This window comes from Mesotoga prima MesG1.Ag.4.2, from assembly GCF_000147715.2.
GTDB lineage: Bacteria > Thermotogota > Thermotogae > Petrotogales > Kosmotogaceae > Mesotoga > Mesotoga prima.
In genome coordinates this window covers 2,517,293-2,537,958 of record NC_017934.1, presented here as the reverse complement: position 1 = coordinate 2,537,958, position 20,666 = coordinate 2,517,293, and the positions used below count along the sequence as shown (strand labels likewise).

Sequence of the window (20,666 nt, the reverse complement as noted above, 5' to 3'; positions counted from 1 at the left end):
CAGGTTTTGGTTCTTATTCTTGCAACTTGGAACTTGCATCTTGCAACTAATTTCAGCTCTTTCGAACCTGCTATCCCAGACGCCGGATTATTGAAAAGAGAGGACTGATTTCATTTCATCACCCAACTGATGGTCGAATGTTGGATCCGTTATAGGAGAATTCTACACGACTCGCATATCTTTGTTTACAGTGAGGAAGAGAAGAATAGATAATGCTAGAAATGTAGAAGCGACAATGAAGATCTCTTCTGAATGAACGACCCAGAAGATCCACTAAAACTTCAGCATGGGAAGGTCATTGAGTTACTGCCGATCTTCATATCAAAGATGATAGACTTTATAGTAAACATTGTCTCACACTGGAGTATTTATGAAGAACCGGCTAATCTCTCTTTTCCTAGCTGCAATTGCTACAGTTTTCGCCGCTGTCATAATTTTCGCGATGACAGAAGTAAGGTATTCCAAAATAGAGAATCACATCGCAAACTCCGCCAGGATAATCACGGAGAATAACGCAAAGACCGCCTTCCTCGGTTACTTCCACTGGGATTCGATGTACGAGGCTTTGGAGTCAGGTGATGCCGACTTCGTTATCTACAATCTAGAAGATCTGCTGAAGAACAATAGCCTGATCGAGGGTGTCGTTGTCGTGTACCGCAACGAGGAATTCGTATCTGCCGGTGAAAGCTTCCAGACTCTTAGAGATCACACGATTGGAGCTTCGGCCTTCTACGAGATCATTCCAAGTGGAGAGGACTTATTGGCGACGATGAGAGTTACCGATAGCGCCGGCTTGGAGAGTCTGAAAGACTCATATGCTATTCTGAAACTTAATCTAGACGAGATTCTAAGATTATTGACTACTGAAGACTACAGATTATCGAGTGTAGAAGGGACTTCCGTGTTCGAAGGTATCTCACTTTCTATTATCAGAAAGTGGTCTCCCGCCAATTATGCTACTGTGAGTCTCGTTTTCCTGATGTCGCTTTCATTCACTATGATTGTTCAGCGTTTGGAAGGCAAAAGGTCTATAGCATCCAAGAACAACGAGATGCTGTTGCTTCTAAACCACATCCCAACACTTATCTGGTACTTCAAAGATTCCGAGACTTTCGGGATCGTAAACAAGTCATTTGCGGAGTTCTTTGGCATGCGTCCGGAAGATATCGAAGGAAGGAAGATTCGCGAGATCTTTTCGGGAGAAGACCTCTCAACAAGTATTGAAACCAATAAACTAGTCTTTGCTGGCAAAGAGGAGCACATTTACGAGCAAGATACCAGGAATTCGAAAGGCGAGCTTAGAACTCTGATTGTTACCAAGACTCCGGAAATCGATGAAAACGGTAATATAAAATCCGTAGTCTGCTCTGCATGTGACGTAACGGATGAACGCAAGGCTCTCAGAAGAATAGAGCTCATCCAGTTCGGGCTCGACAACGCAAACGATGAGGCTTTCTGGATTGCCCCTGACGGATCGATTCTCTACGCAAACAGCGCTGCTTGCAAGAGTCTCGGGTATTCGAGAGAAGAGATAACTGCAATGAAGGTCAATGATCTTGACAAATCTCTAGAAGCTGATGACAGAAAAAGCAGCTGGGAGAGGCTCAAATCAAACGGGAAAGACAATTTCGAGGCATACCATCTGAGAAAGGATGGTTCCACTTTCCCCGTTGAAATCAACAGAAACTATTTTAAGTACGATGGAAGAGAATATGAATTCACGTTTGCGCGGGATATTTCTGACCGCTTAAAAAGTTTTGAGATTCTTGAAAGAGACAAGTTCAGGATCGAACGGCTCCACGAGGCGGCTCTCAATCTCGAAAGGTGCAGTGAACTGCAGAGCGTCTACGACCTTGTCATCGAAGCGGCAAAAGAGATTCTCGAATTCGACATTTGCTTCATATGCGTAAGGGAAGAAGAAAATCTCGTAATAAAGGCGTCTTCCAACCTGAATCCACGGGATCCCCTGGAAATGTCGATCGATAAGGGCATTGTAGGAAGGACTTATAGAGAGAAGAAGTCATATGTAATCGATGATATCCAGGAGTTTCCCGGTGCTCTTAGAACAAACGATATATATAGAGCTGGACTCAGTGTACCGGTTGGAGATGTCGGAGTCTTTCAGGCAATGTCCGTGAAAAAGGCGATCTTTGGCGAACAGGAATTGCGTCTTGCTGAACTCCTGATGTCTCATGCCCGCGAAGCGATTGTGAGGATTGAAACAGAGAAGCGCATGAATTACATGTCTCTTCACGATAAACTTACCGACCTTTACAACAGGTTGTACTTCGAGGAAGAGCTTAAAAGACTTGAAGGCTCTAGATTCTACCCCATCTCAATTGTTTCGGCAGATATCGATGGACTGAAGTTGATCAACGATACGATGGGTCACTCAAGAGGAGACCAGATACTCATCGAGCTTTCGCAGATATTGAGATCTTGCTTCAGAAAGACGGATGTTGTGGCGAGATTTGGGGGAGATGAATTCGCAATAATATTGATCAAGACGGACGAGGAGATTACAGAAAAGATCGCTCTGCGGGTAAGAAAGATTGTGGAAAAATTCAACATGAACAACTCCGGACCGCCTCTAAGTGTTTCGATGGGTATTGCTACGAGCAATGGCCCTGAACAAGAACTTGTTGAAACACTTAAGCAAGCCGATGACTTGATGTACCGCGATAAACTTTACAGAAGTTCGAGCGTTAGAAGTCAGATGGTCAACACACTCCTTGTAACTCTAGCCGAAAAAGACCAGATCTCAGGAGGGCATGCGAAGAGACTTCAGAAACTCTGCCTTGAACTTGGAAGAAGAGCCAGACTTAGCACGAGGCAGTTGAGCGACCTTGCATTGTTCGCACAGGTGCACGATCTCGGAAAGGTGGGAATTCCAGACAGCATTCTGTTTAAACCAGGTCCTTTGACCGCTGATGAATGGAGGATAATGAAGCTACATCCTGAAAAGGGATATAGGATAGCGATCTCATCTCCCGACCTCTCTTCAGTTGCGGATTTGATTCTCAAGCATCACGAAAGATGGGATGGAAGGGGTTACCCGCTGGGCATAAGCGGTGAAGACATTCCAATAGAATGCCGGATTCTCTCGATTGTCGATGCCTTTGATGCTATGACAAACGACAGGCCTTACAGTAGGGCGATAAGCAAAGAAGAGGCAGTTGAAGAAATAGTGAACTGCTCAGGTACCCAGTTTGACCCGAAACTGGTCCAAATGTTTAAGAGTATCGTGAGCAATGAACTTGTTTAGATCTCGTTGATTACCAGCTTCACCTTTTTGTAGCTGAAGATAGAAATCAAGATAGCTACCGCAAGCGACGCTAGAGAAATCAGGATGAGCCAGATATTTGAATTGCTCTCTGAAGCGCCACTCAGTATTGTTGTTAGTGGCATTATTGCACCAAAGCTGAGGCCCATGCAGATCACCTGGTTCAGAAGGACAAACTTTGTTCTCATAAAAGTATTCGGATTATCCATCTGATCCGGTGGGGATACCAGGACACCCCTGATTCCTAATAGAGAAGAGGTAATATATAGGACGAAGACTATGGGAACTACAACAAAATAGCCGAATGACTCGCCCTTCACGAGTATGCTGGTTGTGAGAACCCCGACGAAGAGAACTGACCCCAGCAGAACGGGCAAGGTTGCCTTCAGGGCTATCATTCTTCCCAGAGAGATGGGAAGTGTCTTTGTCGTTTCAATGAAAGGGAACTCTCTTCCCATAAGAAATGCAGATTGAATTGTTGTAAAAATAGTGCTTATGAGCACCGTAGTAAATATCGAAGCAACAGCGTCATCTGAAATGAGTCCGAAAATCAGACCGAACACTACGGGGTAGAAAAGATAGTATATAAGTTGCTCATAACGCTTATAGATTTTTAGCTCTCTTCTCAGCAACACCCCTCGCGATCTCCCATTAAAGGAGACCGTTTTCGTTCTGCTTTTTGTATAGGAAACCGGTTCAAACTTAATAGATGAAGCTACTCTGAAAAATATGTATCCCAAAACCGGAATTGCCCCAAGGCCTACAAGAAGATAAATCGGCTGCTCCGAAGCTTTTACACTCCAGGTAAAAACGTTCATGGGATTCGAAAGAACTCCCCATGCGGATGCCAGCTTCTGCAAGTACAGCGGTATATTGTCCGTGCTTCTCGGAACCAGCTGAACGATAATAAAAAACATGAAACCAGCGATTATCTGAACAACAAACATCACTTTTCGCGCTGCCGCCCTTGACATGAACTTTCCGAAAGCCACTGAAACTATGGAGGCCAAGAGCACAGTGTCTATTACTACCAGAACGAGCGCGGGAATCCCAATCCATGGACTGGGATCGACTCTCAGATGAAAAGGAAGAGCTATTCCGATGAAGACGGATAAGGTAAGACCCTGATATACAGTCGATATCATTATTTGATAGGCTATTATGCTGACTCTTTTCACGGGAAGAACGAGAAGCATATCTATCTCCTCATTTCTCATGAAGAGATATGATGACGTCGCGGAGAAAGAAATCAGGAAGAAGAACCCTGAGATAGTTAGGAAGAAACCTGCCATAACCTTTCCAAGAGAGACTCCCTCGATAGAGACCCCTGCAGTAGATCCATATACCTCCCAAAGAAACGTGCCGATCATAATCGCAAATACGGCGAAAATAAATAGCTGACCGGAAAGGCCACCCCTATTGCCTCTCTTGCCTGGGAAGAGAAACAGCTTGTGTTTGAAGAATAGCTTTAAATCATTCAAAGGGGCCACCTCACAGTGCACTTACTATTTCCTGGATGTCTTCATCCTCACCGGTTAACTGAAGGAAGAGGTTTTCGAGAGTTTCCCTTTCATCGGCACCGGCCTTCCTTCTCAATTCATTCATTGTACCTTCCGAAATCAACTTCCCCTTATTGATTATTCCTATCCTGTCACACATCTTTTCAGCGATTTCAAGTACGTGGGTCGTCATAAAAATCGTAGATCCCTCATTCTTGTACTTCTCCAGAAGCATCTTCAGGATTTTTGCGCTTCTTGCATCGAGGCCGACTGTGGGTTCGTCCAGGAATATCACTTCGGGCCGTCTCATCAGAACGGATATGACCATTATCTTTTGTTTCATGCCGTGGGACATCTCGGAGATCATCTTACCTAGATAATCGATTCCAAAGGCTTCGCATAGCTCCCCGACTCTTTTCTTCGCTTCTTGCTTCTTGTCAGGGAAGACGTCCATTATGAACTCCAGAAACTCCGCACCCGTGAAGTAAGAGTAGATTCTTGGCTCATCGGGTACAACGCCAATCCTGCTCTTGATAAGCAGTTCGTTTCTGGAAAAGTCCATATCGAGTATTTTCACCTCTCCAGATGTGGGTTTCAAAGTGCCCGTCAACATTCTTATGGTAGTAGTTTTTCCGGCCCCGTTCGGTCCAAGAAAGCCGTATATCTCCCCTGAACTAATAGACAGATCTATCTCATTCACTACAGGGTCTTTGTCGAAGACCTTGGTAAGCTTTTTACAGCTGATCATTTGGATCCCTCCAGACTCTACTGCTAAGTGTCGGCCAGATTGTTCACACGCCCCAATTTTACGACAAGAGTCAAAGCATTTCAAATTACGTTACGATTCCAATTCATCTGCGAGGCGTTCAATCTCTACATAGGCGATGAATCGTAAAGTCAGATGATATAATGGGCTGAGTTCATGAGGTGTGAATATGAGAAGAGCGATATCCTTTATCATATTGGCCGTAGTAGTCGTGATTCTGTTGTCCGGAATAAACGGGTTTAGCTTTGACCCCTCGCCTGCTGCCTTTTTGAGCGACGACGATTCGGAGCTTGAGGCGTTCAACAAGATCGCGGAAGTTTTCGGCGATACCGGATCGATAGTTTTGATTCTTGAAGCTTCTCAAACCTCTTTGGAGCTCTTGAAAAGCGTCACCGAGAAGATCAATTCTCTTGACTGGGTGAAATCCGCTTTGTCTCCCACCGAGGCCGTTAAGCTGGGAAGCTTCAATCTTTTTACGATGAGTATTCCATCGGGAAGCTACGTTTATGAAGATGAGGGCCGACTGGTTCTTAATGAAGAACTGCTCACGGATCCCGTTTACAGCAATCTGATCGTTTCTTCCGATGGCAGGTACTATGCGATCATGATTACCATAGCAGAGGGGAACGAGCTGAAAAGTGACATGATGATCCCGGAACTGCGTTCGGTACTGGACTCTTCCGGCGTAGAAAGCTACAAATTGATCGGAGAAAGTGTTGCTAATTTCGAAACCTTCAGGTCGATCTTTGATCTCACCTTCAAGTATCCACCCTTCATACTGCTTGCCATCATGGCAGTTTACATGATCAAGTTCAGAAGAATATCGCTATCACTTTTAACCCTTGTACCACCTTTGGCTGCAGTAATGGTGATAGTAGGAATAATGGGACTGCTCAAACTTTCTATAAACAGTCTTACGGTTATGATACCTTCGTTCATAATTATAATTGGCAGTGCTTACGGGATGCATTTTCTATCGAGATTTGAAGAAAACATCCATATGAAGAATGCCGTCAGAAGGACCATCCACGAAGAGAGAGTGCCTATACTCTTTTCTGCTCTTACAACTATGGCGGGCTTTTCTTCATACATCCTACTCGATATGAAGGCCTTTCAGGAAATGGGGATATTCGTCTGCTCCGGGATCTTTTTATCGGCGATTTTTACTATCACTGTCCTTCCGGGGCTTGTTACCCCTAAGGCGGGCACTAAACGCGAGGTTTTGCCACCAAGGGATGTTCACCCATTAGTTAAAAGAGCGGTTATCTGGGTTGTCGTTGCCACAAGTATTGTCTCTCCCTTACTAATCATCACTATTCCAATGACGATTGATCAGTATAATTTTTTCAAGGAGGATTCAGAGATCAGAGAAAGCGCAAGAACGATGAAGGAAGCCTTCGGTTGGTTGACGAATTATACTCTCATGGTTGAACCTGCTAAGGGAGCAAGCATTTCATTCACAGGTGACCAGGTTGAGAATCTAGAAGCTTTCGAACAGGAGTTGAAGGGGATTGAAGGAGTTTCAAAGGTTTTGAGTCTCTTTGACCTTTCGAGAGAGACCAACGTACCCTTACCTTTGATGATCAGAGTGCTCAACTCTACAGAGGCATTTGGTGATTCTACTTCACTTCTGGTCAGTGACAATGCGATCCGTTTCAACATCTTTTCATCTCAGAGCGACAGCCTGAGTGCTGAGAGATTGAAAGCCGCAGTCGAAAAGGCCATAAGAAAATTCCCTGAAATGAACAAGAACTTCGAATTCACTCTGGCTGGAACAACTCTCATATGGGAGAGCGTCAATTCATCGGTAGTCAAGAACCAGATTCAAAGTCTAATTGTCTCATTTGGGCTAATCATATTGCTTCTGTTTTCTATATTCAGGAGCTTGAAATCAACCATAATAGCTACTATTCCAATTCTGCTGACAGCACTGTTCAACTTCGTCTTTATGGCCGTTTTCAGGATCCCCCTAAGCATTTCTACAGCTCTTATTTCGGGGATGTTGATGGGACTGGTAATCGACTACGCTATCCATTTCACGATCTGGTTTAGGAGATTTGGTGATTCACATAAGGCTTATGAACAAACGGCTAGGGCAATTCTTACAAATGGTATAAGTCTTGTAGCGGGTTTCTCGGTTTTGCTCCTCACACCATTACTGCTTTATGTGGATGTTGCGAAACTTATGGTAAGCGGGCTAGCTGTGGGAATGGTTCTTACCCTAATACTTCTCCCCGAAATCGCATCGAGGAGTGAAAGGTTTTTGAGCAGGGGCAAAGACTCCGACTGATATAATTCTTATAATAATCAACTGGAGGTGCGTGGTTCTGAAGGCACTTGTTTCTCTTCTCCCAGAGGATTTGGATCGTTTCGTCAGAGGGATATGGGACGAACTGAAGACAGAGTTTGGTTTTTATTCAGTTTTTCTAACCCCTTTTCCTCATATAACCTTCTGCATTGTGGAAGAGGAGGAGACTGGAATCGACCCTTTGATCGAGGTCATAGCTTCCAGTACGCCTCCTTTGATGGCCAGAACGGAGTATCTAGGAGTCTTCTCCGGTGAGAAACCCGTGATCTTCATTGGACTCGCAAGGAATTCGCGTTTAGCATCTCTCCACCATGCTTTATGGACCGAACTCCGCGATTCGGTAAACAACAGAGCGATCGCTTATGATGAAGACCACTGGATACCTCATATTACAGTTGTTTTTGGAGATGATCTTAAACGATCCAACATTGGTCCTGTTATGGAGAGACTTGCCTTCAGGGATTTTCATCACGAGTTTACAATAGACAATCTGACCATACTCGAAGAGGTTCCCGACGAAGGGATAGTTGTCAGGAAGAAGCTGAAGCTCGCCGGCCAGTCGAAGAAAGATTGACCTGTATCTGGCTCTTACAATCCCTTCTCAAAGGGTAAACAACTAGAAATCCAGCTACCAGATTACCTGTTTGTTATAATCTATCCAAAGAAGGAGGTAGATGCATGAGAAAAGTTGGCTGGAAGGACATAGATCTGAAGATTGCGCTACCGGAAGACGTGAAATCTACTGAGTGTATTGGCGAACTGGAAGAGTTTATAGGTCAGGAAAGAGCCATAAGGGCACTTGAGACTGGACTTCACATAGATGCGAAGGGTTACAATGTGTTTGTTTCGGGTACTACCAACACTGGCAGAAGGACCTTTGTAAGTCGCTATCTCAAAAAGAAAGTCGAGGGCACTAAAACCCCCGGAGACTGGATATACGTCTATAATTTTGACGACCCAAGGTCTCCAAACTCAATATCCCTTGAAGCGGGAACGGGAAAGATATTTCAGAAGGAAATGAATGACTTTGTCGAGATCGCTATAAACTCCATTGGCGAGAGCTTTCAAAGCGAGGACTATCAGCAGAAAGTTACATCCTTACAGAATGAACAGTCGGAGAAACGTTCAAACATGCTGAAGGAACTCGTTGAGAAGGCCAAAGAGAAAGACTACACCGTTCAAATAAACCAGACCGGAGTCGCAACAATTCCTATATGGAACGGAAAACCACTTACGCAGGAAGTATATGAGGCTCTTCCCGAAGATTATCAGAAGCAGATTACGAAGAAGGGCGAAGAGGTTCGTGAGCTGGTTAATTCCTATCTTCTGAAACTGAGCAAGATGGAAAAAGACTTCGGCGAAAAGTATAAGGAACTGAACAGAAAAGTTGCCTCATTTGCCGTTGAAGGTCACATAAGGGAGATGAAGGATAGATTCAGCGAAAGTAAAGAGGTTGTAGAGTTTATTGAGAGCATGAAGAAGGATCTTCTTGACAATCTTGGAGTCTTCTTCAGCCAGGAGATCGATTCGAAGGCCTTTTTTGGCAAGAGATACGCAGTAAACCTATTTGTCGACAATTCTGGAATAGAGGGAAAACCGGTTGTAGAGGTAACAAACGCCAATTACTCTTCCCTCTTTGGAAGAATCGAGTACGTAGCGAAGATGGGAATGCTCGATACCGATCACACAATGATAAGACCAGGAGCGATACACAGTTCCAATGGCGGATACCTTGTTCTAGATGCTAAAAACGTGCTAAGTGAACCGTATGTTTGGCAAACACTGAAACAGGTTCTCTTTTCGGGCCTGGAAGGAATCGAGAATCTTGAACATAAGATCGGCCTGCTTTCGACTGTGAGTCTGAAGCCGGAGCCGATTCCACTTGACATAAAGATCGTCATGATCGGAGAGCCCTGGATATACAGTATGCTTAGCACCCTTGACACCGATTTTAAGAAGCTCTTCAAAGTAAAGGCAGAGTTCGACTGGGAAATGACTATACAGAATGATACTGTGGACAAGCTCTGCGGACTCATGTGCAATATTGTTAAGGCGAACTCCTTAAGGCCATTAGAGAGAGAAGGAATAATAGAGGTTATCAAGAGAGCGATCTTCCTTTCTGGGAGTAGAAAGAAGGTTTCTACACAGTTCGGTGCACTTGAACAGATCCTTCTCGAAAGCTCGGCCGTCGCGGAAGTCAGTGGTCACGAGATGACACAGGCCGATGACGTATCGACTGCATGGGAAGAAATGCACAAGAGGGTTTCGCTCTATCAGGATAAGATCAAAGAGATGTTCCAGAACTCCACTTTAATGGTTCAAACAGAGGGGGAACTTGTCGGCGAAATAAACGGGTTGACAGTGATCCAGACTGAAGATCTTTCTTTCGGGATACCGGTGAAGATTACCGCCAAAGTCGGACCGGGCAACAGCGGAATCGTCGACATACAGAAGGAATCCGAGCTTAGTGGACATATCCACAATAAGGCCAGTCTGACCATTCAGGGATATATGAGCTCGAAATACGCGCAGCAGTTCCCGCTAAGCCTAAATGGCTCGATAAGTTTCGAGCAGGTTTACTCGGCGGTTGAAGGAGATAGCGCTTCGGTTGCCGAAACGGTGGCCTTCCTTTCTGCAGTTGCTGAAGTCCCGATAAAACAGTCGATAGCCGTGACAGGCTCCATAAACCAGAGCGGACGGGTTCAGCCAGTTGGTGGAGTCCAATACAAGATTCAGGGTTTTTATGATCTCTGCAAGATTAAGGGCTTCAACGGCCAGCAGGGAGTGATAGTGCCCGAAGCAAATTCCGATAACGTGATTCTGAATGACGAAATAATAGGAGCGGTTAAAGAAGGTAGATTCAACGTCTGGACTATTGAAACCGTGGACGAGGCTATCGAGATACTAACGGGAATGAAACCGGGGAGAATCGGAAAAAACGGGCAGTACTCTTCGGGCAGTTTCAATCGACTTGTCGTTGATAGACTCAAGAAGTTCTACGAGATTGCCTCTCGAACAAATAAGCGAGCCGGTAAGAACGTCGATTAGTCAGGTTATTTCATTAGACTAGCAAAATACGGCGATAGATAGTGCCTCTGTCTATCGCCGTATTGATTATAAAAACAGCTATTCTAGGATTCGGAATCTATCTCGGCAAATCTTGCAAGCATATAGTTTATGTAACCCTTTACATAAGAGGCAGTTTCTCTCAAAATCTCTACTGAAAGCGCATCGAGCTTCGCTGTTTCGCCTGCGTCTTGAAGATCGTCGAAATAGGCTTTTCCAGGCCAGGCTGATTCGGGATTTTCCAGTTTGTCTCCCATTGTACGCTTAAGCTCGTAATAGACTGAACTCAACCTATTTCTGGAGTACCTTCGCAAACTAACGGCCGCTTGCTTCGGGTCCTTAATTTCTTTGGGAGAAACCTCTTTGATCGCCTCAACAAGTGGTTCGTATTCTTCCCAAAGCAGGTATCCACCGTAGAAGTCATAAGCGAAGTGGTAGTTTGCAAAGACAGTCAGCCACTTGTCCATATTGAACGGCAATTTCAGAAGCTCGAAAAACGGAGCCGGGAATGTATGAAATGGCTGACCAACGTCTTCAAGATAGTGAAGTGCTCTTCCCAAAAACCGGTATGCCCAGTAGTGGTCTCCTCTAGAATAAGCGATCTCGGCCAGATCGCTGAAATACTGAACCACGTCGGTCACCTTACCAACTCGAATGAAGAAAAGCATTCTGTATTCCATGTGTCTCAGCCCCTGGCTATCTCCGAGAAGTGTCTCTATTCCTTTAAGTTCAAGCCCCTTGTCCATACCAAGATCGGGCTCGTAAGAATAGACCGAAAGGATCTGCCACAGGGGCGCCAAATTGTCAACCGGTTTGGGGTTTGGGAAGATCGAGCTGTACAGATCGAGATCTTCTTCCGGCAGATAGTCTTCGCCGAGATAATCGTAGAAACCCTCTATGGCCGGATTGTACTGCTGAGTATCTACATCGGAGTAAGTATAAGGAGTTATTTCCACGAACGCGTCGAAATCATCCTCATACTGAGAAACAATAATATAAGTAAGCGCGTCATGCCCCGACCACGAAAAGGCAAACGCGGTCAAAAGTAGTGTAAGAATCACCATCACTCTTTTCATTTGATCACCTCCAGTCTGATAATATCAGATTTCACGTTGCATTATTACTTTCTCAAGAGCGCCTTTATTTCGGTAATAGAACTCTTTTCTGATAGTATTATTTGAGAAAAGGCGTTATAGGAGGTGCGAAATGGAGGACAATTCAAAGGGAGTCTCAAGAGGGTCGCTCGATGTGAGAATACTGCGTGATGTCGAATTCGATTTTCAACTTTACAGATCTCTCGGTGCGGTTTCCTATGAAGGGGGAACGGTTGGGGAGATCCTCTCGCTTGTACCACATATAGATTGCGACGATCCCGACTCATGGGTGAAGTCATTCAAAGAGCTCGCAACAAAGCTTAAGAATCACGCCCTCGTAGTTCTTCAGAAAGGCAATAACGAGAGTGCGAGACAGGAATTCTTGAGGGCGGCAAGTTATTTCAGAGCCGCCGAGTACTTTGGCGACCCCAGGGATTCGAAAACAAGATACCTTGGAATGGAAAGCAGGGATTGCTTTGTATATGCTTTCAGAACCACCGATATTCAATTTGAAGCAGAGAGGATACCATACGGCGAGGATTTTATTCCAGCGTACTGGATTGCTCCAACAACCGGTGGCAAGAAGAAGACGATAATGATGATGAGTGGTTTTGACGGGACGTCGGAAGAAATGTATTTCCAGGCAGGCTCGGCCGCCTTGCAAAGGGGTTACGCGGTTGTTCTCTTCGATGGTCCCGGTCAGGTGGGAATGAGAAGGTTCTCGCCAGAGACTCCGTTGCGTCCCGATTACGAAGTCCCGATCTCCAAAGTTGTCGATTATGCCCTGTCGAAGGAGGATGTCGACCCTTCTAAACTTGCGCTGTACGGCATAAGTCTGGGAGGATACTTCTCGCTTAGGGCGGCGGCAAACGATTCCAGAATAAGGGCCCTGATTTCTAACTCGCCAATTACTGATATGTACAAGTACATGTCTGCATTTGCCGGAGAAGCGATCAATTCTCCCGAAGACATTACACTTGAGACAGTCGATCTTGTGCCGACCGAGTATCTATCGAAGGCCCAAAAACTGCAGCTCGTTAACATAATGCTTAAATATGGAAGGCATTCAATGTTCAAGGCTTTCGAGAGAATGAAGGACTTTGTGGTCGGTGATAGCATAAAGAATATCCAGGTTCCCTTCCTTGCAATGGTTAGTGAGGGAGAAGGAGAAGAGGCGCTTTCCCAGGCGAAGGAAGCTTCTGATAGCGTTTCGGGAAAGTCAACAATGAGGATCTTCACTAGAGAAGAAGGCGCAGATTCCCACTGTCAGGTTACAAATCTTCCCTTGTCCAATTCAGTTCTTCTTGACTGGTTGGATGAGGTCTTCGGAGCGTAGACATGAAGCGCATAGGTTTACTTGGAGGAATGAGCTGGGAGTCATCGCTCGAGTACTACAGATTGCTTAATGAGATGGTTAAGAACAGGCTTGGGGGATTGCATTCCGCGGAATGCATAATGGCTTCCGTTGACTTCGGACCGGTCTCGGACATGATGAAGATGGATGACTGGAAGGGTATAGAAAGAGTCCTTTCCGAGGCTGCCCAAGATCTTAAGAGAGCGGGTGCGGATTTTCTGATTATCTGTACGAACACAATGCACCTCATAGCAAGGGAAATTGAAAAGGCATCCGGACTTGAGGTCATCGAAATAGGCATTGCTGTCGGTGAGGAGATCGAGCGAAGAGGACTTAAAACAGTCGGACTCCTCGGAACAAAATTCACCATGGAAAGAGCTTACTACAGAGATACATTGGCGGGATTTGGGATAAGTGTTATCGTTCCCTCGGAAGAAGAAAGGGCAGTAGTAGATAGGATCATCTTCGAGGAGCTGTGCAAAGGAATCTTCAAAGAAGAGTCAAAGTCGGCATATAAGAAAATAATTAGTGGGTTGCAAATGAACGGAGCAGAGGGAGTAATTCTAGGTTGCACCGAAATACCTCTTCTGATAAAAGAGTCCGACGTGGACATTCCCGTTTTCGATACGACGGCCATTCACGCCCGGGCGGCCGTTGAACATGCACTTTCGTGATTCGAGACTGCGAATAGTAGATCGTTCACAGTTCCACAGAAAAGTATACTCAAGTGTCCGCTTCATAAAACAAGGGCAGTATGTTTCTGAACCAGTTAGTTCAACCTGATGTTAGATTCAAGATCACTCTTGTATGGATCTCGACAGGTTAATGGAATACTTCAGCTGGATACTGTCACACGCGGAGATCATTAGCTATTTCAAATAACTGAAATTGCCTACATCCATGAAGGAGGATTCAAGTATGAGAAAAATCTTGTCAGTGCTTTTGTCAGTATTGCTGTTATCAGCAGTCTTATTTTCAAACGTTTACAGCAGTGCGTGCAACGGTGACTTACAGGGAGTAAAGGAAGCCTTGAACAGCGGTGGTGACATCAATGAGCTGGGTTACGCAAACAAATCGGCCCTTATGGTTGCTGCAGATTCCGGCCACTCGGATATTGCGGTTTTTCTAATCGAATCCGGAGCAGACATCTCCATTGTTGACGACAACGGTTATACCGCTCTTCATTACGCGGCGAGAAAAGGCCTCCTCGAGGTTGTGAAGATACTGCTTGAAAGAGGGGCGGATATAAACGCTCGTCCAGCAAGTTCGATGTTTTATGAAGGCTATACGCCCTTGATCCTCGCTTGTGACAACTCCAAGAACGACGTTACTCTAGAAGTTGTGAAGTATCTTGTAGAGAAGGGGGCCGATCTTGAGAGAGTTGAATATGCTTTCCGGTCTCCGCTGATCGCCGCGATCTTTTCGAAGGGGACAAACACCGTAAAATTCCTTCTGGAAAGCGGCGCCGATCCAAATAAACCGGCCAAAGACGGCAGAACGCCGCTATACCTAGCTATATCGGAAGGCCTCCCAATTGAGGGCATAGAGGCTCTTCTGGAATACGGGGCCGATGTGTCTGTAGGAAACGAGTACTACACGCCGCTTCAGCTGGCTGTATCTAAGTCGAAAAACGATGTCGCTATTAAGCTGATTGAGTTTGGAGCGGACTACTGGGCTGTAGATGAGGATGGGAATACTCTCCTCCATCGTGCTGCCGGAAAAGGTTCCACAAAAAACATAGAAATGTTTGTCAAGCTTGGGATCGATATAAACGCGAGGAACAACGAGGGAAAGACACCTCTCCATATCGCTGCCGAAGATGATCACTTCAAGAATGTCAAGCTGTTGATCTCTCTTGGAGCGGACGTCCTGGCAAGGGACAACAACAACTATTTGCCGTTCCATCTGCATCTAGCCGTGTATGAAGAAGATGTAGAAGTTATCGAGCAGTTGCTTTCGGCAGGAATCAGCGTAGACAACAACGAAGTCGAGACCGGGATCTCTCCGCTTCATATCGCTGCAGCATATGGAAAAACTGACATTGCAAAGCTTTTGATCCAGAAAGGAGCAGACGTCTCGATAAAAGCACAGGGAGGTCTTCAGCCAATCCATGCAGCGGTGGGTAGTTATGGGAGTCTGGAGATGGTTGATTACTTGCTGGAAAGTGGGGCAAATATCGACGCCGAAGATGACGAAGGCAGAACCCCAATCTTCTATGCTGTAGTAGACTATAACATGGAGGCGATATCCCATCTCGGAGAGAAGGGGGCCAACGTAAATCATAGGGACCATGCCGGTATGACACCCGCTCATTATGCGGTTCAGGACGAATGGGACGGAATCGAAATGTTGACAATTCTAAACAATTTCGGCCTTGTAGCAAATGTCAAGGACAACTCCGATAAGACCCCAGAGGATTACGCGGCTTCCGAAGAAATAAAAGAGTTCTTGAAGACTCTTTACTGAAGATTCAGATAAGCTTTTCGCAATGTCCCACAAACATGGCCTCTGCGTTTGCGGAGACCATGTTTTATTGATTGCCTGAGAAGGGACCCGGAGATAGTTATGAACTTACTTTGCCTTTTTCGCATTAGTGGCTGCTCTCTCAAGAAGGGATAGCAGTTGCTGCTTTTCGTCGTCTGAAAAGCCTTCCGTTAGTATCTCTTCAAGCTCCGAGCCAAGTTTTCGGAGTTTCTGTCCGATCTTCTTCCCGTTATCGGTAAGAAAAAGCCTGTAAACCCGGGTGTCCAAAGAATCGATGTCTCTCTTAACGTAACCCGCTTCAGTTAGTTTGCTCATGGCCTTTGCGGTTGTGGCTTTGTCAACACCCAGAATATCGCTAAGTTCGTTCTGGCTGATTCCTTCTTTTGACATAAGAACTCTCAGAAAGAAGAAGTGTCCGCTTCCCAATCCATATTTCTGCATTTCCCTGCTGAAGTAGACGTTTGCACTGCGCGAAATACAGTATATCCAGCGACTTATGTACCCTTCCCCACTGAAAGATAGATCATGAGACATCCGTTATTCCTCCTCAACATTGAGCTCGCCTGAACGGAATATTTTCAACTCTCTAAGGTAGAAAACCAGCGAGATTGCGAAAGCAATCAAATCGGCAAGAGGGAAGGATATCCAGATGCCGTTAATCCCTAGGAAGCGCGGGATAACTAAAATCAGAGGGATAAGTATGATTATCTGCCTGAGGAGGGATAAGAAAAGTGCTGGTAAAGCCTTTCCGAGAGCCTGGAACATTCCAGATGCAATAACCTGAACTCCTATCGTGGGGGTGGCAAGGATAACTATTCTGAGTGCATAAATGGTGGACTCAATAAGCTCTGTTTCATCGGTGAAAATTGATATGAGTTGTCTCGCAAACAGGAACATGACTATTGACGAGAAAAGAGCAATCATTGTAGTAACTGCAGATGCAAGTTTGACAGACTCTCTCGCCCGTCTCATTTTTCTGGCGCCATAGTTGTATCCGACAATTGGAAGAAATCCCTGGTTTACGCCGAACATGGGCATGATAAAAACCATCAGAAGTCGGTTGATCACTCCATAAACTGCAACGGCAATATCTCCTCCGTAGAAAACCAGCGAATTGTTGAGAACCACGGCCAGAACACTGCCGGCTACCTGTCTTGAAAAGGCGGAGAGTCCAACCGAGACAGTCTCTCTCATGATTCTCCATTCGGGGATCAGCGATCTTAAAGAGACTCTCAGTAGGCTTCTCCCACTTAAGAAGTAGAAGAGAACATAAATTGAAGTGGCAGCTTGAGACAGAACGGTCGCCAAAGCCGCGCCCCTTATTCCCATATTTAGAGAGAATATAAAAATCGGGTCAAGTATAATATTGAGAACGGCAGAGATCAGCATTGCGGCCATTGCTATTTTCGGTTTTCCTTCGGCCCTCACCACATGATTCATAGCCATGCCGAAAGAAAAGAAAGCGCTTCCAAGAAGAATTATACCCAGGTATTCTCTTGCATACGGAATGATGGCTTCACTAGCACCGAGCATTATAAGCAGCTGATCTAAAAAGAACTGTCCTAGGAGAGTCATTACCAATCCGAAGGCGAGCGAGAAGACCATTACGTTTCCGGCGGCTCGTCTAGCCTTTTCGTGGTCCCTTTCACCCAGTGCCCTCGATATCACTGAAGCGCCACCGATTCCGAACATTTGAGCGAATGCCATAACGAATATTTGAACAGGCAAGGCGATCGAGATGCCTGCGATTCCCATCGATCCGACACCTTTTCCAACAAAGATTGTGTCAACAAAGTTATACATAGCCTGGACAAGCATCCCAATAGTAGCAGGCAAAGAGAGACTTAGAAGAAGCCTCCCAATCTTTTCTTCACCGAGCATCTTATGTATGTCTTTTGCCATAACTCACCTCACAGATGGTTGCGCATTCAACTATTATAGTCCGAAATAGTATCAAATGCAGCGGCTCCGCCCAGCGAAGGTAGTGCCGATTTCAGAAGAAGAGAATTGATAGTCGTTACCCGTCAGTGGTCCCACCGTCCCTTGAGAAGAACGGTTCTTTGTTCCGACGCTATGCGTACAGGTTGTTCGTTCTTAGTCAAGCACACATCGTCATGAACTTGTTTCAGCATCCCGGTCCTGGAACCGCTGGACGCTTAAGAGCGAGAACCCGCTGGTCGCTGGGGAAAGCCGTCCTTGGTCCTTCATGAAGGGCAGTTACAAGTTGCTTGTTCCAGTGTGCCAAGAAGGCGAAGAAGGAAACTTCAAGCCATGCTTAATTGAAGATGAGGGAGGGCCCCTCGAAGCCGCCATGCAGGTGGAGGCTTCAAACCGCCGTAAGCTGCTGTGGTAAAGAGCCATGGTAGTGAACGTTACGGGAAAAGGCGGGACAGTGATCCCGTCAGGTGAGTACCAGAGGAGACGAATACAAGTGAACCACCGTGAACGTGTCGTAACAACTACTAGTGTCATCTAAACCGGGAGGTGCAACTATCCCGGGATAAGTCTGGAGGAAACCTGCTTACTGTCCAGATGGTGACCGGCATATAGGTGGCGTGACCCTGGTACAGGCTTTGATTAGGAACTTGGGAACCTGGATCTGGATGTTAAGGGAAAAGCCGCAAGTGGAAGAACCCACGAGGGTGAAAGTACCGATGCCAGATTCAGGGGCGGAACAGTCCGTAGTAGTGATGAAGCTCCTGTAATGGGAGTGGAGCGAAGGGACTGTGTTATCCAGTTTTGTAGGTTAGTCAACCAACTCTGTGCAGACAACCGAAAGGGAGGAACTGTGAACAGAGACAAGGAAGGAGCCAGCAGACAAGATGAGGTCGTATGAAATCCCCAAGAAAGTAGTACTGGAAGCATTCAAGAAAGTGAAAGAGAACAGAGGGGCAGAAGGAATAGACGAGGTAAGCCTGGAAGAGTTCGAAGCCGATCTTGACAACAATCTCTACAAGATTTGGAATCGAATGACCTCGGGCAGTTACTTTCCACCTCCAGTAAAAGCTATAGAGATAGAAAAGAAGAGTGGAGGAAAGAGAGTACTGGGAATCCCCACAGTGGGGGACAGAGTAGCCCAGATGGTAGCCAAAATCTATCTCAATCCCCTGGTAGATCCATACTTCCATAAGGACTCCTACGGATACAGGGAGGGAAAGTCAGCGATAGATACCCTTGAAGTAACGAGGCAGAGATGCTGGCAGTATGACTGGGTACTGGAATTCGACATTAAAGGACTGTTCGACAACATAGACCATGAACTACTAATGAGGGCAGTCAAGAAACATGTGAAGATTCCATGGCTAATACTCTACATAGAGAGATGGCTGAAAGCACCCTTTATACAAGCGAATGGAAGAGTCGAAGAGAGGAGCAAGGGAACGCCACAGGGAGGGGTAATAAGCCCTGTACTGGCTAACCTCTTCATGCATTACGCCTTCGACAAGTGGATGGAGAGAACTCATCCGGATAAGCCCTTTGCCAGATACGCAGATGATGGAGTGATACACTGTAGAACTCTGGAGGAAGCCCGGCTTCTTCTTGAAAGTCTCAAAGAAAGAATGGAAGAATGCAAACTAGAGCTTCATCCAGAGAAGACCCGTATTGTCTACTGCAAAGACGATAAAAGGAAGGGCGAGTATCCAAATACAAGCTTTGACTTTCTAGGATACACCTTCAGAGTCCGTAGCTGCAAAGACAGAAATGGGAGAATCTTCTACGGCTTCACCCCTGCAGTGAGTGAACAGGCAAAGAAGGCGATGAGACAGAAGATCCGGAGAATGAGACTTCAAACCAAGTCATACCTGAGTATTGAAGAACTCTCAGAAAGAATCAACCCGGTAATAAGAGGTTGGATAAACTACTATGGACACTTTCGCAGATTTGAGATGTATACAGTACTGAGTCGGCTAAACAAAGCCTTAGTTCAGTGGGTAAGAAACAAGTACAAGAAAAGGAGAGGTCGTACAAAAGCGGGTAAATGGCTAGAAACTCTTGCTCGCAGGGAGCCTCGTCTATTTGTACACTGGACAATGGGGATATTCTATACGGCTGGATAATGGGAGCCGGATGAATCGAGAGATTCAAGTCCGGTTCTGAGAGAGCCTGGGGGTGAAATCCCCCTGGGCTACTCACCAGTTGCAAGCAAAAGAACCGCTGTGGGCTTAAAAGCGGATAACCCGCTGAACGCTGCAAAGAGCCGTCCTTGGTCCTTCGTCAAAGAGCATGGACCCGTCCTTCGGAGAAGAACGGTTCTTCGTTGCGACGCTACGCATCCAGGTTCTTGGTTCTTCGGGACCAGATCCCCAAACAAGTTTGGGATGACAATTAATGGTTATTGCGAAAAGACCAGATTCCGTCATTCCGACAAAGCTCCTGGTCGGAATCTGGATGCTCTTGCTTTATCGCTTGACCAAGAACAAAGACAGATCCTCGCTCTGGAACGAAGAACAGGTTTTTCATTCGGTGAACGGAGAACCATTCAACGGCAGACCGGTCTGATTTGATCTTCCTGCATCTATCCTCAAACCTCTGACCCCGGCCTTTGCTCTCACAACTCACAACTTGCAACATGGAACTGATTACTTGCTCTTTCCAACCCCCAACCCGCTACCCCCAGCCACGCCTTCAGAAGTGCAGATCCCGGATCAAGTCCGGGATGACAGAGTGAGGGACTTCCGCAAACCGCCCGGACAACTTTCTCAGTTGCATTGAAACCCTGAACTGATTGCCAGTTCTCTTCACGAGACCCCAGACCCTGTAATCGATACCCCGCGCTCCGCGTGATCTGAACTTGTTTCAGCATCCCGACGG

Annotated in this window: 14 protein-coding genes; 9 read left to right on the top strand and 5 right to left on the bottom strand. The window is 46.0% G+C overall.

What is annotated here, in order from left to right; all coding sequences use genetic code 11:
• The first annotated feature begins 370 nt into the window (after window positions 1-370).
• Window positions 371-3,265, top strand: coding sequence for a diguanylate cyclase (locus THEBA_RS11670; RefSeq protein ID WP_014731722.1), 2,895 nt, complete (start codon window positions 371-373; stop codon window positions 3,263-3,265).
• Here the strand turns inward: THEBA_RS11670 and THEBA_RS11665 are convergent.
• The gene (locus THEBA_RS11665; protein WP_041928486.1) at window positions 3,262-4,773 is read right to left on the bottom strand and encodes a hypothetical protein; all 1,512 of its coding nucleotides are present in this window, start codon (window positions 4,771-4,773) and stop codon (window positions 3,262-3,264) included. The two genes, THEBA_RS11670 and THEBA_RS11665, sit on opposite strands and share 4 nt — an antisense overlap.
• Window position 4,774: 1 nt before the next feature.
• The gene (locus tag THEBA_RS11660) at window positions 4,775-5,530 is read right to left on the bottom strand and encodes an ABC transporter ATP-binding protein (RefSeq protein ID WP_014731720.1); all 756 of its coding nucleotides are present in this window, start codon (window positions 5,528-5,530) and stop codon (window positions 4,775-4,777) included.
• Window positions 5,531-5,717: 187 nt separating this feature from the next.
• Between THEBA_RS11660 and THEBA_RS11655 the strand changes: the two genes are divergently transcribed.
• The 3 genes from THEBA_RS11655 (at window position 5,718) to THEBA_RS11645 (ending at window position 10,904) form a co-directional block, all read left to right on the top strand.
• A complete protein-coding gene (locus tag THEBA_RS11655) occupies window positions 5,718-7,838 on the top strand; it encodes an efflux RND transporter permease subunit (protein ID WP_014731719.1) in 2,121 nt (706 codons plus the stop codon).
• A 31-nt stretch (window positions 7,839-7,869) separates the two neighbouring features.
• Window positions 7,870-8,430 carry a 2'-5' RNA ligase family protein gene (locus THEBA_RS11650; protein WP_014731718.1) on the top strand — a complete coding sequence of 187 codons (561 nt, stop codon included), beginning with the start codon at window positions 7,870-7,872 and terminating at the stop codon, window positions 8,428-8,430.
• Window positions 8,431-8,534: 104 nt separating this feature from the next.
• On the top strand, window positions 8,535-10,904 hold the full coding sequence (locus THEBA_RS11645) for a Lon protease family protein (protein WP_014731717.1): 2,370 nt from the start codon (window positions 8,535-8,537) through the stop codon (window positions 10,902-10,904).
• Between the two features lie 83 nt (window positions 10,905-10,987).
• Here the strand turns inward: THEBA_RS11645 and THEBA_RS11640 are convergent, their stop codons facing one another.
• Entirely contained in the window at window positions 10,988-11,998 is a 1,011-nt protein-coding gene (locus THEBA_RS11640; RefSeq protein WP_014731716.1) for a phospholipase C/P1 nuclease family protein, read from the bottom strand.
• A gap of 130 nt (window positions 11,999-12,128) precedes the next feature.
• Between THEBA_RS11640 and THEBA_RS11635 the strand changes: the two genes are divergently transcribed.
• The 3 genes from THEBA_RS11635 to THEBA_RS11625 all read left to right on the top strand — a co-directional run bounded on the left by THEBA_RS11635 (window position 12,129) and on the right by THEBA_RS11625 (window position 15,836).
• Window positions 12,129-13,352, top strand: a complete 1,224-nt coding sequence (locus THEBA_RS11635) for an alpha/beta hydrolase family protein (RefSeq protein ID WP_014731715.1) — start codon at window positions 12,129-12,131, stop codon at window positions 13,350-13,352.
• A gap of 2 nt (window positions 13,353-13,354) precedes the next feature.
• A complete protein-coding gene (locus THEBA_RS11630) occupies window positions 13,355-14,044 on the top strand; it encodes an aspartate/glutamate racemase family protein (protein ID WP_014731714.1) in 690 nt (229 codons plus the stop codon).
• 244 nt (window positions 14,045-14,288) lie between these two features.
• A complete protein-coding gene (locus tag THEBA_RS11625) occupies window positions 14,289-15,836 on the top strand; it encodes an ankyrin repeat domain-containing protein (RefSeq protein WP_014731713.1) in 1,548 nt (515 codons plus the stop codon).
• A 105-nt stretch (window positions 15,837-15,941) separates the two neighbouring features.
• On the opposite strand, the gene THEBA_RS11620 is transcribed toward THEBA_RS11625, so the two are convergent.
• Window positions 15,942-16,388: a MarR family winged helix-turn-helix transcriptional regulator gene (locus THEBA_RS11620; protein WP_014731712.1), complete on the bottom strand. Its 447-nt coding sequence runs from the start codon at window positions 16,386-16,388 to the stop codon at window positions 15,942-15,944.
• Between the two features lie 3 nt (window positions 16,389-16,391).
• Window positions 16,392-17,756: an MATE family efflux transporter gene (locus tag THEBA_RS11615; protein WP_014731711.1), complete on the bottom strand. Its 1,365-nt coding sequence runs from the start codon at window positions 17,754-17,756 to the stop codon at window positions 16,392-16,394.
• 920 nt (window positions 17,757-18,676) lie between these two features.
• Here THEBA_RS11615 and ltrA point away from each other — a divergent pair.
• Both ltrA and THEBA_RS14445 read left to right on the top strand, forming a co-directional pair.
• Window positions 18,677-19,912, top strand: a complete 1,236-nt coding sequence (gene ltrA, locus THEBA_RS11610; RefSeq protein WP_014731710.1) for a group II intron reverse transcriptase/maturase — start codon at window positions 18,677-18,679, stop codon at window positions 19,910-19,912.
• A 271-nt stretch (window positions 19,913-20,183) separates the two neighbouring features.
• On the top strand, window positions 20,184-20,354 hold the full coding sequence (locus THEBA_RS14445) for a hypothetical protein (RefSeq protein WP_158309312.1): 171 nt from the start codon (window positions 20,184-20,186) through the stop codon (window positions 20,352-20,354).
• Window positions 20,355-20,666 lie beyond the last annotated feature (312 nt).